At 58.4% G+C, this 17,288-nt stretch carries 15 protein-coding genes; all 15 read right to left on the bottom strand.

The window, feature by feature from the left end:
* Window positions 1-7: 7 nt before the first annotated feature.
* Window positions 8-1,519 (bottom strand): amidophosphoribosyltransferase, encoded by a 1,512-nt coding sequence (gene purF / locus FHK95_RS06600; protein ID WP_150303797.1) that lies wholly within the window; start codon window positions 1,517-1,519, stop codon window positions 8-10.
* 49 nt (window positions 1,520-1,568) lie between these two features.
* Complete coding sequence (locus tag FHK95_RS06610) at window positions 1,569-2,051, bottom strand: CvpA family protein (RefSeq protein ID WP_150303798.1); 483 nt, start codon at window positions 2,049-2,051, stop codon at window positions 1,569-1,571.
* 62 nt (window positions 2,052-2,113) lie between these two features.
* Window positions 2,114-2,734 carry an SPOR domain-containing protein gene (locus FHK95_RS06615; protein ID WP_150303799.1) on the bottom strand — a complete coding sequence of 207 codons (621 nt, stop codon included), beginning with the start codon at window positions 2,732-2,734 and terminating at the stop codon, window positions 2,114-2,116.
* Window positions 2,718-4,019, bottom strand: a complete 1,302-nt coding sequence (gene folC, locus FHK95_RS06620) for a bifunctional tetrahydrofolate synthase/dihydrofolate synthase (RefSeq protein ID WP_150303800.1) — start codon at window positions 4,017-4,019, stop codon at window positions 2,718-2,720. Before folC ends, FHK95_RS06615 begins: the two co-directional genes overlap by 17 nt.
* Complete coding sequence (gene accD, locus FHK95_RS06625; RefSeq protein WP_150303801.1) at window positions 4,019-4,930, bottom strand: acetyl-CoA carboxylase, carboxyltransferase subunit beta; 912 nt, start codon at window positions 4,928-4,930, stop codon at window positions 4,019-4,021. The genes folC and accD overlap by 1 nt, the downstream gene beginning before the upstream one ends.
* A 40-nt stretch (window positions 4,931-4,970) precedes the next feature.
* Complete coding sequence (gene trpA / locus FHK95_RS06630; RefSeq protein ID WP_150303802.1) at window positions 4,971-5,774, bottom strand: tryptophan synthase subunit alpha; 804 nt, start codon at window positions 5,772-5,774, stop codon at window positions 4,971-4,973.
* A gap of 12 nt (window positions 5,775-5,786) precedes the next feature.
* Window positions 5,787-7,004: a tryptophan synthase subunit beta gene (gene trpB / locus FHK95_RS06635; protein ID WP_150303803.1), complete on the bottom strand. Its 1,218-nt coding sequence runs from the start codon at window positions 7,002-7,004 to the stop codon at window positions 5,787-5,789.
* Window positions 6,997-7,611: a phosphoribosylanthranilate isomerase gene (locus tag FHK95_RS06640; RefSeq protein WP_150303804.1), complete on the bottom strand. Its 615-nt coding sequence runs from the start codon at window positions 7,609-7,611 to the stop codon at window positions 6,997-6,999. The genes trpB and FHK95_RS06640 overlap by 8 nt, the downstream gene beginning before the upstream one ends.
* 56 nt (window positions 7,612-7,667) lie before the next feature.
* Entirely contained in the window at window positions 7,668-8,525 is an 858-nt protein-coding gene (gene truA / locus FHK95_RS06645; RefSeq protein ID WP_150303805.1) for a tRNA pseudouridine(38-40) synthase TruA, read from the bottom strand.
* 3 nt (window positions 8,526-8,528) lie between these two features.
* Window positions 8,529-11,342 (bottom strand): FimV/HubP family polar landmark protein, encoded by a 2,814-nt coding sequence (locus FHK95_RS06650; protein ID WP_150303806.1) that lies wholly within the window; start codon window positions 11,340-11,342, stop codon window positions 8,529-8,531.
* 174 nt (window positions 11,343-11,516) lie between these two features.
* Window positions 11,517-12,536, bottom strand: coding sequence for an aspartate-semialdehyde dehydrogenase (locus tag FHK95_RS06655; RefSeq protein WP_150303807.1), 1,020 nt, complete (start codon window positions 12,534-12,536; stop codon window positions 11,517-11,519).
* A gap of 90 nt (window positions 12,537-12,626) precedes the next feature.
* Entirely contained in the window at window positions 12,627-13,739 is a 1,113-nt protein-coding gene (gene asd, locus FHK95_RS06660) for an aspartate-semialdehyde dehydrogenase (protein ID WP_150303808.1), read from the bottom strand.
* A 75-nt stretch (window positions 13,740-13,814) separates the two neighbouring features.
* A complete protein-coding gene (gene leuB, locus FHK95_RS06665) occupies window positions 13,815-14,897 on the bottom strand; it encodes a 3-isopropylmalate dehydrogenase (RefSeq protein ID WP_150303809.1) in 1,083 nt (360 codons plus the stop codon).
* 237 nt (window positions 14,898-15,134) lie between these two features.
* The gene (leuD, locus tag FHK95_RS06670; RefSeq protein WP_150303810.1) at window positions 15,135-15,782 is read right to left on the bottom strand and encodes a 3-isopropylmalate dehydratase small subunit; all 648 of its coding nucleotides are present in this window, start codon (window positions 15,780-15,782) and stop codon (window positions 15,135-15,137) included.
* Window positions 15,779-17,212, bottom strand: coding sequence for a 3-isopropylmalate dehydratase large subunit (gene leuC, locus FHK95_RS06675; protein ID WP_150303811.1), 1,434 nt, complete (start codon window positions 17,210-17,212; stop codon window positions 15,779-15,781). Before leuC ends, leuD begins: the two co-directional genes overlap by 4 nt.
* Between the last annotated feature and the right edge of the window lie 76 nt (window positions 17,213-17,288).

Below are 17,288 nucleotides of genomic sequence, written 5' to 3' on the forward strand. Positions count from 1 at the left end.
GTCAGTCTCAGCCGTTATGCTTATGCAGGTCGATCATTTCGTTGTGGCTCTCGCCACCAGCCAACGCGGCGTCATTACGCGCCTGTTCGATCTTGCCGAGATACGCTTCATTCACATCGCCGGTGACATACTCACCATCGAACACGGAACAGTCGAAGCGTCCAAGGTCCGGGTTGCCCTCGCGTACGGCGTCCACCAGATCTTCAAGATCCTGGTACACCAACCAATCGGCACCGATCAACTCACAGACCTCTTCGGTCGTGCGGTCATGCGCAATCAGTTCATGGACGCTCGGCATATCGATACCGTAGACGTTCGGGAATCGCACCGCAGGGGCCGCCGAGCAGAAATATACATTCTTGGCACCGGCTTCACGGGCCATCTGGATGATCTGCTTGCAGGTAGTACCGCGGACGATGGAGTCGTCTACCAGCATCACGTTCTTGCCGCGGAATTCCAGTTCAATTGCATTGAGCTTCTGGCGAACCGACTTCTTCCGTGCTGCTTGCCCGGGCATGATGAACGTCCGGCCGATATAGCGATTCTTGACAAAACCTTCACGAAACTTGACGCCCAGATGGTTAGCCAGCTCCACAGCAGAGGTGCGGCTGGTGTCAGGGATCGGGATCACCACGTCGATGCCGTGTTCAGGCCGCTCGCGCAGGATTTTCTCGGCAAGCTTTTCACCCATACGCAGGCGAGCCTTGTAGACCAGAATGCCGTCAATCATCGAGTCCGGCCGCGCCAGATAGACGTGCTCGAAGATGCACGGCGAATACTGTGCATTGTCGGCGCAGTGGCGGGTAAACAGCTCACCCTTCTCGGTGATATAGACCGCCTCCCCCGGCGCCAGATCGCGAATCAGCTCGAAACCCAGCACATCAAGCGAAACACTTTCCGAGGCGATCATATACTCCACGCCGTTTTCCGTTTCGCGTTTGCCGAACACGATGGGACGGATCGCATTCGGATCGCGGAAACCGACAATTCCGTAACCGGTGATCATGGCAATGGCTGCATAACCACCGCGGCAACGGGTATGCACGGCGCGCACGGCATTGAAGATATCTTCTTCACCGGGCTGCAATTTGCCGGCACGGGCCAGCTCATGTGCAAAGACGTTGAGCAGCACTTCCGAATCGGAGTTGGTGTTCACATGACGCAGATCAGATTCGTAGATTTCCCGTAACAGCTGCTCGACGTTCGTCAGGTTACCGTTGTGCGCGAGCGTGATGCCATACGGCGAGTTGACGTAGAACGGCTGCGCTTCAGCCGAACTGGAGGATCCTGCCGTGGGATAACGGACGTGACCAATCCCCATGTTACCGATCAGACGCTGCATATGACGTTGATGAAAAACATCACGTACCAGGCCGTTGTCCTTGCGCAGGAATAATCGCCCCCTGTCACTGGTTACGATGCCGGCGGCGTCCTGGCCGCGATGCTGCAGGACGGTCAAGGCATCATAGAGCGCCTGATTAACGTTCGACCTGCCCACTATGCCAACAATGCCACACATACCTGAACCCTTTCGTTAACGTGGAAACGCGCTCGCCGAGAGGCGGAAATCAGCGACCTATCAGACCCAGGATGAAATCCTTGGACCAGTCGGCCACCAGTAAAAAATGGGGAATGAGTTGTGATTGCCGCCACCAGTCATCAGCTTCGACCGGCGCCAGGCTCAGCAGCCCCGCAGCCACTACGACCAGTAGGACACCTCGGGCGGCGCCGAACACCATCCCGAGAAAACGGTCAGTGCCTGATAGACCGGTCGCCACGACCAGCTGACCGATCAGATAATTGAGCAATCCACCCAGAATCAATGTGAGAACGAAGAGGATACCGCAGGCCACGATCACACGCAGCGATGGCGTTTCGATATACCCGATGAGCAGATCCGCAAAGGCTCCGCCAAACATCCAGGCTACCAGGCCAGCTATCACCCAGGTCGTGAGGGACAAGGCCTCCTTGACGAAGCCGCGGGTAAGGCTGATTAAAGCCGATACGACGACGGTACCGATAATTACCCAATCAACCCAGGTGAAAGTCACTATTCGACGCCCTGCTGCGAAAAGTGCGTCATTCTAACAGAGCGCCGTAACGGACCGGAATATCATTGAGCGCGATTATCCGAGTCGTACCCTACGACCATCCCCTGGCTGCCATGCCGGCGCGCCAACTCATCGCGCAGACGATTGGCGCCTTCACGATCGATCACCGGCCCTACATACACCCGAGTCAGGGATTTGCCGTCGACAGTCGACGACCGGGTATACGCATTGTATCCCTGTGTCAGCAGCGTCTCGCGCAGCCCTTGAGCATTGGCGTCACTGGAGAAGCTGCCCAGCTGCACGACCCAGTCGCCCGCGGGTGCCGCAGCGGGAGCCGGTGCACTTGGTGTCGAAGTCGGCTCTTCCTGCACGACAGGCGCCGGCTCGGTGACCACGGCGACTGCTGGTTCTGGTGGTGTGGGTGGTTCGCTTGGCTCAGGCAAGGGAATCGGCGCCGGGTCCGGCAGAGGCGTCGGCGGCAGGTCCGGAACCTGTTCCGGTTGCGGTAGCTCCACAGGTGCCGCTACGTCAATCTCTCGCTCATCCATCTGCGGAGCAGGCGGCGCGTCGACTTCCACCGTGACCGTCTCATCCTGCCCGGACAGCAGCATGGGCAAGAACACTACGGCAGCTACGATAAGTACCAGTGCACCGATAATGCGCTGCTTAAGGCCTTGATCCATCGGTGAGCTCCTCAGTGTGTTCGGAAAGCCAGAGTATGGCGTCTGCCACGCAAAAAAACGATCCGAAAATCACTATTTCGGTGGTCGCCGGGGTATTGTCCAGGGCATCGCGCAATGCCTCGGCGACAGACTCGAACAGCTCGACTCGCTCGCCCCTGGCGATCAGATGTTCTGCCAACTCGTCAGCACAACGACTGCGCGGACTGGGCAGCGGCGTAACCGCCCAGGATTCGAACTTGCCACTCAGCGGCTCAACCACGCCCGAGAGATCCTTGTCCGACAGCAGGCCAAAAATCGCATGACGGGTAGCCGCCCGATGCGTCAACGACCTCGCGAGAAAGGCCGCTGCGTGGGGGTTATGCCCGACATCCAGACATACTCTGCGCGGCTGACCGAGCCAACTCACAACACGCCAGTCGAGCCGCCCTGGGACATAGGCGTCGCGCAGCGCCTGCGCAGACAGCGTGTCTGATAAGTTCAGGCCAGCCGCCCAGAAGGCCTGCATCGCAACGGCAATATTGTCCCGTGGAAGCCGTACGACGGGAAGCTCGTTCAGCGTTCGTGGCTGACCATTGTGATCGATGCCCTGCAGCTGCCAATGTCCGCTGCCGGATTCTTTCCAGTCAAACTTCGAACCCTGTTGTAGCAACGTGGCGTCCAGCCGCTTCACTTCCCCGATAAAGCTCTCAGGCAGATCGCGCTCGCCACATACCACTGGTCGCCCCCGGCGCAGAATGCCAGCCTTCTCGTACCCGACCAATTCCCGGGTATCGCCAAGATATTCCTGGTGATCCAGCCCGATACTGGTTACCACCGCAACACTCGCATCAACTACGTTGACGGCGTCGAGCCGCCCACCGAGGCCCACTTCAAGCACCACGGCGTCCAGCTCAGCGTCCTTGAACAACCACAGCGCGGCAAGCGTACCAAACTCGAAATAGGTGAGCGAAACGTCGCCACGCGCCTGATCGACAGCCTCGAACGCCTTGCACAACTGATCGTCCGTAGCCAGTTGCCCGGCGACACTGATGCGCTCGTTATAACGAAGCAGATGCGGCGACGTATACACGCCGGTCCGCTTGCCAGCCTGGTGCAGCAGTGAGGCAAGGACAGCACAAGTACTGCCCTTGCCATTGGTGCCGGTGACGGTGAAGACCAGCGGTGCGGGTCGAAGCACCTCCAGCCGCCTGGCAACACTGCTGACCCGTGCCAGCCCCATATCGATTTCTTTAGGGTGCAACTGCTCCAGACGGGTCAACCATTCGGCAAGGCTGCGCGGGGGCATCAGGCCTCGTCTGCCTCATCGTCAGTAGTCTCGACCAGCTCGGTTCCCGGCTGAAGCGGAACGCCTGTCATCATCGACAGAATGCTGGCGACCCGGTCGCGCATTTCGATACGAGACACGATCATATCCAACGCACCATGCTCAAGCAGGAATTCACTGCGCTGGAAGCCGGCAGGGAGTTTCTCACGGACCGTCTGTTCGATAACCCGCGGACCGGCAAAACCGATCAAGGCGTTGGGTTCGGACATGTTGAGATCACCGAGCATCGCCAGACTTGCCGACACACCACCATATACCGGATCGGTCATCACCGAGATGAAGGGAATGCCTTCTTCCTTGAGTCGGGCCAGCGCAGCGCTGGTCTTGGCCATCTGCATCAACGAGAACAGCGCTTCCTGCATTCGCGCACCACCCGAAGCCGGGAAGCACACATAGGGGATGCGTTCACGCAGGGCGATTTCTGCGCCGCGTACAAAACGCGCGCCCACCACGCTGCCCATGGAGCCACCCATGAAGCTGAATTCAAAGGCGCTGGCAACAATCGGCATGCCCCTCAGCGTGCCTTCCATGACCACCAGCGCATCCTTCTCGCCCGTCTCCTTCTGAGCGGCGATCAAGCGATCCTTGTATTTCTTGGTGTCGCGGAACTTCAACTTGTCCACCGGCTCCAGCTCAGCAGCCACCTCGGTACGACCGTCCTTATCCAGGAAGATGTCCAGTCTGCGACGAGCGTTGATGCGCAAATGATGTTCACACTTGGGACATACATCCAGATTCTTTTCCAGTTCAGGCCGGTACAGCACCGCATCGCAGGAGGGGCATTTACGCCACAAGCCTTCTGGTACGCTGCTCTTCTGGGCCTCGGAGCGCACGATGGAAGGAATCAGTTTATCCACCAGCCAGTTGCTCATTGCCAATCCTTATGTATGTTGTTTGCTAGAAGTGAACTGCTCACCGGTCCATCGCCTGTCGCATGTCTCTGATGGTCGCGACGATCGCGTCACGGGCCTGTTGCGGCTGGTTGGCGTAGGTCGCGATCTTGTTGACCAATACCGAGCCAACCACCACGCCGTCGGCCACCTTTCCCACCGCCGCAGCGGATTCACCATCGCGAATACCAAAGCCCACACCGATAGGGAGATCAGTCACAGTGCGCAGCCCTTCGAGTTTAGTTGCCACATCGGTGACGTTCAGAGCACTGGACCCGGTCACACCTTTCAGTGAAACATAATAGACATAACCACTGGCCTGTTCGCAGATACGTCGCGCCCGGTTCAATGTGGTAGTCGGTGACATCAGGAAAATACAGTCCAGCTCATACTGTTTGAAAAAGCCAATCACGTCATCGGCTTCCTCGGGAGGCAGGTCCACCGTCAACACGCCGTCCACTCCCGCTTCGGCCGCCTCACGGGCGAAGGTTTCATAACCCATACGCTCCATCGGGTTCAGATACCCCATCAGCACCACCGGCGTGGTCTGATTCTGCTCCCGGAACGAACGCACCATCTCCAACACCTGGCGCAGACTCACGCCGTGTAACAAGGCGCGCTCCATTGCTTGCTGAATCACCGGGCCGTCGGCCATAGGGTCGGAAAAGGGTATACCCAGTTCGATGATGTTGGCCCCGGCCTCAACCAGCGCGTGCATCAATGGCAGCGTCATGGATGGATCGGGATCCCCTGCGGTGACATAGGGAATCAGGGCTTTGCGGCCTTCACTGCGCAGGTTCTCAAAACACTGTTGAATTCGGCTCATTTCAGACTCTTTCTAGATGCTTATTCCGTCAATACCTGCAACGGTGTGAATATCCTTGTCACCGCGCCCGGACAGGTTGATCACAATACGCTGGTCCTGACGCATGGTGGCGGCGAGCTTCATACCGTAGGCAACCGCATGACTGGACTCCAACGCCGGCATGATGCCCTCGATACGGGTCAGCTCACGAAACGCGGCTAGCGCTTCGTCATCTGTGATACTCACGTAATTGACCCGACCGATATCCTTCAGCCAGCTATGCTCGGGACCCACACCGGGATAATCGAGGCCAGCGGACACCGAATGCGTTTCGACGATCTGACCCGCGTCGTCCGACATCAGGTAGGTGCGGTTGCCATGCAATACGCCTGGAAGTCCCGCACACAAGGGCGCTGCGTGCTGGCCTGTCTCGATACCGCGCCCGCCAGCTTCAACGCCATACATCTGCACCGCGGAATCCTCGAGGAACGGATGAAACAGGCCTATCGCATTGGAGCCGCCACCCACGCAGGCGACCAACGCATCCGGCAATTCACCGGTCTGATCCAGGCACTGTTGACGGGCTTCACGGCCGATCACACACTGAAAATCGCGCACCAGCTTGGGGTACGGATGCGGACCAGCTACGGTGCCGATGATATAAAACGTGTCATCCACGTTGGTAACCCAATCGCGCATCGCCTCGTTCATCGCATCCTTGAGCGTCTTCGACCCAGAGGTCACCGGAATGACCTCGGCGCCCAACAGTTTCATGCGGTAGACGTTCAGGGATTGGCGCTGAACATCCTCAGCGCCCATGTACACCTGACACTTCAGGCCCAGTCGGGCGGCCACTGTGGCGGTCGCGACACCGTGTTGGCCGGCACCAGTTTCGGCAATGACCCGCGGCTTGCCCATATGCTTGGCAAGCAACGCCTGGCCGATAGTGTTATTCACCTTGTGCGCGCCAGTGTGATTGAGATCTTCGCGCTTGAGGTAGATCTGCGCTCCCCCAACCTTGGCTGTCAGACGCTCGGCCAGATACAGCGGCGATGGCCGCCCAACGTAGTGCGCGAGGTCGCGATCAAACTCGGCCTGAAAATCCGGATCTACGGACAACCGGTTGTACAGCGACTCAAGCTCTTCGAGCGCATCCATCAATGTCTCGGATACAAAACGTCCGCCATAGGGCCCGAAATGCCCCCGCTGGTCCGGAACAGCTGAAAAGTCGATCGGATTAGAGTCAGACACGCTTGGCCTCTCTGATAAAAGCGTTGATTTTGTTGATATCCTTTTTACCCTTGGACAGCTCCACCCCGCCGCTTACATCGACAGCCCAAGGCTGAGCCTGACTAATCGCCTCCTGGACATTGCTGGCGTCAAGTCCGCCGGCCAGTACCAGGGACCATGGGCGCTCTGCAGGAATCATCGTCCAGTCAAAGACTTCGCCCGTGCCGCCAGGTACGCCGGGGCGATAACTGTCGAGCAAAATTCCGCAGGCACCTGGCCAGTGAGCAGCCGCTGCATTGACGTCCTGCCCGGGCTTGACGCGAATGGCTTTGAGGTAGGGTATTTCAAACTGTTGGCAGAAGCTGTCTGGTTCGTTGCCATGAAACTGCAACATATCCAGGCGAACCTGAGCCAGCACGTCGCGAATCTGCTCGGCAGTCGCATCGACGAACAACCCCACGGTGGAAATGAAGGGTGGCAGCGCGCGCTGGATGGCGCGGGCCTGTTCGATACTGATGGCACGTGGACTGGCTGCGTAAAATACCAGACCGAGGGCGTCGGCACCGGCGTGCGCCGCGGCCAGCGCGTCCTCCACCCGGGTGATGCCACAGATTTTTACTCGTACCATTCGCTATGCCCGTATGAATCGAGGGCTGACGATAGTATCAGATCAACTGGAGAGCGTCAGTCGTCCAGCGAATTCAACGCAGAGAGAAAATGCGGCCCCATGTAACGGGTCGGCAACTGGAAGTGCTCCGGGTAGGTTACATCCACCAGGTACAGACCAAAAGGCGGCGCGGTCAACCCCCCTTCACGCCGATCCCTGCTTTCGAGCACCTCGGTGGCCCACTCTACCGGCCGTTCACCGCAGCCTATTTCCATCAACACGCCAGCGATATTGCGCACCATATGATGAAGGAAAGCATTCGCCCGCACGTCCAGCACAATGAACTGACCGAAGCGAACCAGTCGCAGATGGTGGATAGTCTTGACCGGTGACTTGGCCTGACAGGCGATCGCCCGGTAAGCGGTAAAGTCGTGCTCGCCGACCAATAGCCGCCCCGCCTGCTGCATGCGTTCAATATTCAGCGGTCGATAATTCCAGGTCACCTCATGAGCGAGATGGGCGGGCCGCACCGGGTCGTTGTAGATCACATACCGATAACGCCGGGCCTTTGCGGAAAACCGGGCATGGAAATCCAGCGCTACCGGCTGTGCCCATGCGAGACTGATATCAGCAGGCAAGTTGGCGTTGGCCCCATGGAACCAGTTAGCCACAGAGCGTGTGGCATCGCTGTCGAAGTGAATGATCTGGCTGGACGCGTGAACGCCCGCATCAGTGCGGCCCGCACATACGGTTTTGACGGGATGATTGGCCACTCTGGATAGGGCTTTTTCAACCGCCTCCTGCACGCTGCGGACGCCAGACTGCTGACGCTGCCAACCACGGTAGGCTGTGCCGCGGTACTCAATACAGGCGGCTACCCTTGAAACAACAGCGGCCGCCTCAGGGGCGGCCGCTTCGAAGGTTTGTGAAACCATGTGTCAGGCCAGTTGCTCCATCATCTCGCGCGCATCCTTCTGCTGTTGATCGTTCCCTTCTTCAATCACTTCAGCAAGGATATCACGCGCGCCCTCCTCGTCCCCCATGTCCACGTAGGCTCGGGCGAGATCCAGCTTGGTCGCACACTCATCAGTACCTGAGAGGAAGTCAAATTCGTCCTCCATGCTCTCGCTCATGGCCTGATCGGTCGGGATGTTTCCGGTGAAGGGATCCAGCGCATCCGGCAGTGAGGAGCGGTCCGCAGACTCTGCCTCGGCAGCTTCTGTCTCGGCTTCGACTGACGCATTCATCTCTGTTTCAAAGTCGGCAAGGTCTGCATCCGTGAATCCAAAATCCTCGGTCGGCGAATCGGCTTTCGCTTCCTCGGCGCTGACAGAGCTCTCCACTTCGAGCGGATCGATAACATCGAACTCGGTGAGTGCGTCGCCTGCGACTCTTGGAGGCAGCACCAGATCAGAGTCATCGTCGTCGGCATCGAACGCGGACGTTTCGGCTGAAGACTCGAGGTCGTCGTCCAGATCAAGGCTGAAACCCGATGCGGCGGCTTCATCGATTGGGTCAGGCTTAGCCAGCTCCTCGGCAAGTGAGTCGTCGAGGTCGAAATCCAGGTCGAACGCGTCACTGTCAGTCTTTTCTTCTTCAAACAAGCTGTCTGCAGAAGGAGTGGTAGGCTCATCAAGGTCGCCGAAATCAAAATGGCGAGGCTCTTCGTCGAACAGCGAATCACTGGTCTCATCAGCAGCGCTCGACGACGTATCCAGATCCAGATCAAAGTCATTTTCGTCGAAGTCGCTTATCACCATCGATGCGCCAAGCAATCCTGCAGCCATCGCCGGGAAGCGTGCATGCATGTCTTCCAGTTGCTTATCCGCGCCGCCCAGGTGCTCCACCGCTTCAGCCTGTTCGGCATAGCTTTGCGGGTGTTCCTGAAGCGCCTCGACTTCCATCAACTTGAGTCGCAGGTCAGTACGACCCGGCTCCTGATCAATGGCAGACCGCAGAGCGTCAGCCGCCTCGGCCAGTTTGCCATAGGCGATCAGACCGTCCGCTTCAGTAATGACATCGCGCTCCACGCGCTGCTCATCCTCCGGCTCCGCGAAGTGCGCCAGGGCAACATTGAAGTCTTCGTTTTCATGCGCACCGGGCTCGATATCCGCATCAACCGCAGACCCCAGAAAGGTATCCGACAGCTCCTGCTCGCGACGCGCGTTGCGGCGTGAGATTGCCATCAGCAGAAGTAACAGTATGAAAAGTGCTGCGGCACCGGCGATCAACATCAAGGTTTGATTCTGCAGGAAGCGCTGAAGCATGCCTTCTACGCCGGTCTCTTGCGATGCCCTGACTTCGGTCGGCTCAGCAGGCTCGGCAGGCGTGGTTGTTGCTTGCGGGACTGCCGCTTGCTCAGCCGGCTCGGCTGACAGTGGTTCGTCGATCGATGCGACCTGCGTTACAGGTGCCTCGGCCGAGGTTACCACTTCGTTTTCGCTGCTCCCTTCGTCAGCCTGTGCGGCTTCGTCCTGCTCGGTGACAGGCTCAGACTCCGCCGCCCCTGCCAAGACCGGCTCTGCTGTGTCAGTGAGCGCGGGATCAACAAGTTCTTCCTGATCGAGACTGGCGGTCTGCGGTGCAGCTGGCGCGATAGCGTCTTGCCCCGCAACGCTACCCATCTGCTCCTGTAACGCGGCGAGCTGGGTGTCCTTCAGCGTCAACAAACGCTGCAAGGTTTCCAGTTGTCCCTGAACGTCATCAAGACGTGTCGCCAACTCGGCCTTCTCGCTTTCGGCAGAATCGAGCTGCTCCTTGGTACGATCAAGCGCATCGCGCAACTGCCCTTCACCGTTACCACCCGCCGAATCGGAACCGCCGCCCTCTTCGGAGCCAGCCACCAGACGCAGAGCATCCGCACTATCCGGTTCAGCCGGAGCGGCAGCAGCAGTCTCGCGCTGGCGTGCATCCAGTTGACGCTGGGTTGGCTCGGCTGCCTTGCGGCCACTCTGCCATGTACTCGTCTGCTGAGCGACCTCCTCCAGGGCATCAGCACGGCTGCGCTGACCTGCCTGTTCGGCATCGGGCAGTGTCAGTGTCTGGTTGGCCAGCATGGTGTTGATATTCTTGTTCAGGAACGCCTGGGGATTGAGGTCCTGAATGGCCAGCATGGTTTGATGCACGGACGCGCCCTGCGGCCGATGCGCCAGGGCAAGTTCCCACAGCGTATCGGAGGGGCTGGTGCGCAGAGTCCCACCTTCAGTCGGGACGGGCGCAGATTGGGCTTGCTGCTGTGCGGGCCGCGCCACAGGAGCTTGCTGAGTCTGGCGTGCTGGAGCTGATGCCTGCTGACGAGGGGCACTTGGGGGGGTTACCGGAGCCGCTGCGGTCACAGGGGCCGATGAGGTCTGATACAGAGGCGGATCAAGCAATACTGTGAATTCGCGAAGCACCCGGCCCGAGGGCCAGCGTACTTCCATCAGGAAGTTCAGAAAGGGTTCGTTGACTGGTCTGCTGGACGTGACCTTGATCACCGCACGCCCGTCCGGTTTGATCTCAGGCGTGAAATTCAGATCGGTGAGAAAGAAAGCCCGATCAATGCCGGCTCTTCCAAAGTCATCTGCGGACGCAAGGGTCGGCAGTATTTCTTCACTGGACAAATCCTTTACCTGAAGCAGTTCGATCTCTGCTTCGAGGGGCTGATTCAACGCTGAACGCAGGTTTATATCACCTACTCCCAGAGCCAGAGCCATATTCGACGACATCAAGGCACTTGCCGCGGTGACAGCCAAAACCAGTTTGCGAACCATAGCGAAAATCCTTTGCTTTATCGTTTTTTCACGCGTCTAAGACCCCGGCAGTCTCTATATCGGCCCTGTACTTCCCCCATCCGATAGAAACTGCCCTTATTGCTCGCTAGAGTCTTAAGTGAGTTTGCTTCTGCAAACCTTATCCGCTTAGTCGAAATCCACAGCAAGTATTGATTACAAAAAATCTTTTATCAACAACCCAGCAACCTCAAGACTGTTAAGTGCTACACCTTTTCGCAGATTATCCGACACGGCCCACAGATTGAGGGAATGCGGGTCGAGACGATCCTGGCGCAGACGGCTGACCCATACGTGATCGCTGCCCGTCGCATCGCTGACCGGCGTTGGATAACCGCCCTCTGCGGGCTTGTCCAACAGCTTGATTCCCTTCGCTTTACGCATGAGTGTGCCGAGGCGCTTGAGGGCAATCACCTGTTCGGTGCGCGCCTGCAATGCCTGTCCGGTACCGAAAAAGATTGGCACCAGTACGCAGGTGGCGGACACCGGCAGGTCCGGCAGATCCAGCACCCGGCGCAAATCGTCGGCAAGTCGCAGCTCACACTGGCTGTCACCGTTATCGTCGATCTCACCAATGCGTGGAATCAGGTTAAAGGCAGCCTGCTTCTCGAATGCACCTCGCTCGGCAGGTTGACCGTTGAGCAACCGCCCGGTCTGCAGTGCCAGCGCTTCGATTTCTTCTTTACCTTGAGTGGACATCGACTGATAGGTCGCAATGTTCACCGAACGCAGGCCAGCTTCGCTCAGCAGCGGCTTGAGCGCGATAGCAGCCTGCGCCACCTGGCTGTCAGGGCATGCAACAATGCGCCGCGCCGTAACACCGGCCAAGGCTTCGGGATTGACGTCCGCTACGACCAGCGGAATGTCCGCAGCGCGGAAGGCACCGGTAGCATCCACGACGAGGCAGCCGGCATCCACGGCCTTTGGCGCCCACTCGGCCGCCAGCGCCGGATCACCAACGAACAACGCCAGGCGCACACGGCTGAAATCAAACTGCTGAACGATTTCGACCCGCTGACTCTGACCATGAACCATCAGCCTGCCGCCAGCGGCTTCCTCGGTTTCCAGCAGATGCACGGCCGCGAAGGGAAATTCGTGCTCTTCCAGCAGGCTCATCACGTTCTCACCGACGATCCCGTACACGCCAACTATTGCCACATCACATGACTTTGTCATCACAACCTCTTGTTTTAAAACAAAAAGGGCATCCCCGATAAAACGGGAATGCCCTGTCAGGCCTGCTCCGGCTATCGAGCCGGAATTGCCTCAGTCTTCCTGCAGAATATTCAGCATGCGGCGCAGCGGTTCAGCCGCGCCCCACAACAGCTGATCGCCCACGGTGAAGGCGGACAGGTACTGCGAGCCCATATTCAGCTTGCGCAGTCGGCCTACCGGAACAGTCAAAGTGCCGGTAACCGCAGTCGGAGTCAGATCCCTGAGGGTTGCCTCCTTCTCGTTGGGCACGACTTTCGACCAGGGGCTGTGCGCATCAAGCATCGCTTCGATCTCGTCGAGCGGCACATCCTTGTTCAGCTTGATAGTCAACGCCTGGCTGTGGCAGCGCATGGCGCCAATCCGCACACAGATACCGTCTACCGGGATGGGACGCCCGCTGCGACCGATAATCTTGTTGGTCTCGGCCTGGGCTTTCCACTCTTCACGACTCTGACCATTAGGCAGCTGCTTATCGATCCACGGGATGAGGCTGCCAGCCAAAGGCACACCGAAATGTTCCGTTGGGAAGCTGTCATCGCGCAGGGTCGCAGCTACAGTGCGATCAATCTCGAGGATCGCGCTGGCAGGATCTGCCAATTTGTCTGCAACGGACGCGTGCACAGTGCCCATCTGATTGATCAGTTCACGCATGTTCTGCGCGCCGGAACCACTGGCTGCCTGATACGTCATGGCCGTCATCCACTCGATCAGGCCGTTTTCAAACAGACCACCCAGGCCCATCAGCATGAGGCTGACAGTGCAATTACCGCCGACGTAGGTCTTGACCCCGTCACGCAGCGCCTGGTCGATGTTCCGACGGTTGACCGGATCAAGAACAATCACTGCGTCGTCTTCCATACGCAGGGTCGATGCGGCGTCAATCCAGTAGCCATTCCAGCCTTCGGCTCGAAGCTTGGCGTAGACCGCCTGAGTGTAATCGCCACCCTGACAGGTGATCACAACATCCAGCGACTTGAGGGATTCCAGATCAAAGGCATCCATCAGCGGCGGGATATCCTTGCCGACATCCGGTCCCTGACCGCCCACATTGGAAGTGGTGAAGAACACCGGCTCGATATTGTCGAAGTCGTTTTCTTCACGCATGCGTTGCATCAGCACGGAACCAACCATGCCGCGCCAACCTACCAGTCCAACTCTTTTCATAATTCGCCCCCCGGGGGGTAACAATTCAAAAAACAGCTGCGCTCGACCTGGGCCGAACGCACGTAGCCGCACAGATTACAGGTTTTTCAATTCCGCTACCACGGCATCACCCATCTCGGCGGTGCCTACCCGACGGCAGCCCTCCGACATGATATCTCCGGTACGCAATCCCTTATCCAGTACCAGGCTGACGGCCTGCTCTATGGCATCGGCGGCGGCAATCTGATTAAAGCTGTAACGCAGCATCATGGACACCGACAGGATAGTCGCCAGCGGATTGGCGATACCCTGCCCTGCGATATCCGGCGCACTACCGTGACACGGCTCATACATACCCTTGTTGTTGGAATCCAGCGATGCAGAGGGCAGCATACCGATGGAACCTGTCAGCATGGAGGCCTGGTCTGACAGAATATCGCCGAACATGTTGTCCGTCACAATGACGTCGAACTGCTTGGGTGCACGCACCAGTTGCATGGCAGCGTTGTCGACGTACATGTGCGACAGCTCAACTTCAGGATAATCCCGGGCCACTTCCTCAACCACTTCGCGCCACAGCTGACTCGATGCAAGCACATTGGCCTTGTCGACCGAGCACAGCTTCTTGTTGCGCACCATCGCCATGTCAAAACCGACCTTGGCAATCCGGCGCACTTCACTTTCACTGTAGGGCAAGGTGTCATAAGCCTGCCGCTCGCCGTTTTCCAGCGTACGACGCTCGCGCGGCTGACCGAAATAGATGCCCCCGGTCAATTCCCGCACGATCAGGATATCCAGCCCCGAAACCACTTCAGGTTTGAGGGTCGAGGCATCAGCCAGCTGCGGATACAGAATGGCGGGGCGCAGATTGCCGAACAGCGCCAGTTCCGAGCGAATCTTCAGCAGGCCACGCTCTGGACGCAGCGCCGGATCGATGGTGTCCCACTTCGGCCCGCCCACCGCACCAAGCAGGATCGCATCGGCTTTGCGCGCTCGCGCCAGTGTTTCATCGGCCAACGGCGAACCGTAACGATCATAGGCTGCCCCGCCCAGGTCGTCGGACTCACGCTGCATATCCAGACCAAATTTCTCCACGGCCAGGTCAAGTACCTTAACCGCCTCGGCCATGATCTCCGGACCGATACCGTCACCGGGTAAAACGAGAATCTGCTTGCTCATAATCTCTCTCTGTTAACGCCGCGGCGTCTCATGAAAACCAATCAGCGTCCGGCCCACAGCACCAACACATAAGTGCTGAATGAGCCGTCGCCTGATATCTCGAAATAGCTTATAGATTAACCTCTAACCTACTGTTTTATAGATAAGTCATGCTAGAAAATCAGAGCCATCGAAATTGGCGATCCAGACGCAACATTGATTTCTAAACCTTTGCTAGTTCGCCGCGTTCGGGTCGAACTACTTAATCGCCCCAAACAACCACGGATTGGCCTGCTTGTGACGCTCTTCAAAACTCCGGATTGCGTCGGCGTCCTGCAGTGTCAGGCCGATGTCATCCAGACCATTGAGCAGACAGTGCTTGCGAAACTCGTCGACGTCGAAGGAATAGCTGACGCCATCCGGCCGGGTAACGGTCTGCGCCTCGAGGTCGACAGTCAGCTGATAGCCCTCTTCGGCCTCTGCCTGCCGGAACAACTCATCGACATCGTCTTCTTTTAAAACAATAGGTAACAAGCCATTCTTAAAACTATTGTTATAGAAAATATCCGCAAAACTGGGCGCGAGGATGGCGCGGAAGCCATACTCTTCCAGTGCCCAGGGCGCGTGCTCACGGCTCGAACCGCAACCAAAGTTCTTGCGCGCCAGGAGAACACTTGCGCCCTGATAGCGCGGCTGATTGAGCACGAAATCAGGGTTCAATGGACGGTTGGTCGAATCCTGCCCCGGATACCCTTCGTCAAGATAACGCAGTTCGTCGAACAGATTCTGACCAAAGCCGGTGCGCTTGATGGACTTCAGGAACTGCTTTGGAATGATCAGATCCGTATCCACGTTGGCGCGATCAAGCGGGGCAACCAGACCGGTGTGCTGAGTAAAAGGCTTCATGCGCTTACCTCCTGAGTGAGCATGTCGCGGACGTCGACAAAGTGACCTGCAATCGCCGCAGCCGCCGCCATCGCCGGACTGACCAGGTGGGTGCGACCGCCGTTACCCTGACGCCCTTCGAAATTGCGGTTGGACGTCGACGCGCAATGCTCTCCTGCCTGCAGCCGATCAGGGTTCATTGCCAGGCACATGGAGCAACCCGGATCGCGCCATTCAAAGCCAGCAGCCAGAAAGATCTTGTCCAGCCCCTCATGCTCGGCCTGTTCCTTCACCAACCCGGAACCGGGCACCACCATCGCCTGCTTGATGGTGGGCGACACATGGCGGCCCTTGGCAACGGCGGCAGCGGCGCGCAAATCTTCAATACGCGAGTTGGTGCACGAACCGATGAACACGCGGTCCAGCTTGATCGAACTGATCGGTTGATTGGCCGCAAGCCCCATGTACTGCAGGGCGCGTTCGTAACCACTGCGCTTGACGGCGTCGGTTTCCTGCGCCGGATCCGGTACATTGTCGTCGATCGCGACGACCATTTCCGGGGACGTGCCCCAGGACACCTGCGGCTGGATTTGTGCGGCGTCCAGCTCAACAACAGTGTCGAATTGGGCGTCAGCATCCGATACCAGATCCTGCCACGCCGCAACGGCCCGCTCCCAGTCGTCGCCTTTGGGCGCATAGGGGCGACCCTTGACGTACTCAATAGTCTTCTCGTCGCACGCCACCAGACCCACCCGCGCGCCCGCCTCGATCGCCATGTTGCAGATAGTCATGCGGCCTTCGACGGACAGATCGCGAATCGCAGAACCAGCAAATTCGATTGCATGTTCATTGCCGCCAGCGGTGCCAATCTTGCCGATCACTGCCAGCACAATGTCCTTGGCCGTCACGCCAAAGCCCAGCTTACCGTCGACCTTGACCAGCATGTTCTTCATTTTCTTGGCGACCAGACACTGCGTGGCCAGCACGTGCTCGACTTCAGAGGTGCCGATACCGTGCGCCAAGGCCGCAAAGGCGCCATGGGTGGCGGTATGTGAATCACCGCAGACGATGGTCATGCCAGGCAGCGTGGCGCCCTGTTCAGGCCCGACAACGTGGACGATGCCCTGACGGCGATCGGTCATCTGAAATTCCATGATCCCGAAGTCCAGGCAGTTATCGTCCAGCGTGGTGACCTGCAGCTTGGAGACCAGATCCTCGATACCGGAAACCCCGGCGGCACGATTGGTGGTCGGCACGTTATGGTCCGGGGTCGCCAGGTTGGCATCGATGCGCCAAGGCTTGCGACCGGCCAGCCGCAAACCTTCAAAAGCCTGCGGCGAGGTGACTTCGTGCAACAGGTGACGGTCGATATAAAGCAGTGCGGACCCATCGTCCCGCTGCTTTACCAGATGGTTATCCCAAAGCTTGTCGTAAAGCGTCTTGGCAGACATGCTGATCTCCTGAATCAGGCCGCTAACGGGCGGATGCCGTCGCGCAGAACCTGCGTTGCTAATCTGAATAGATAGT

The sequence above is a fragment of the Pseudomonas saliphila genome (assembly GCF_008638345.1).
Taxonomy (GTDB): Bacteria; Pseudomonadota; Gammaproteobacteria; order Pseudomonadales; family Pseudomonadaceae; genus Halopseudomonas; species Halopseudomonas saliphila.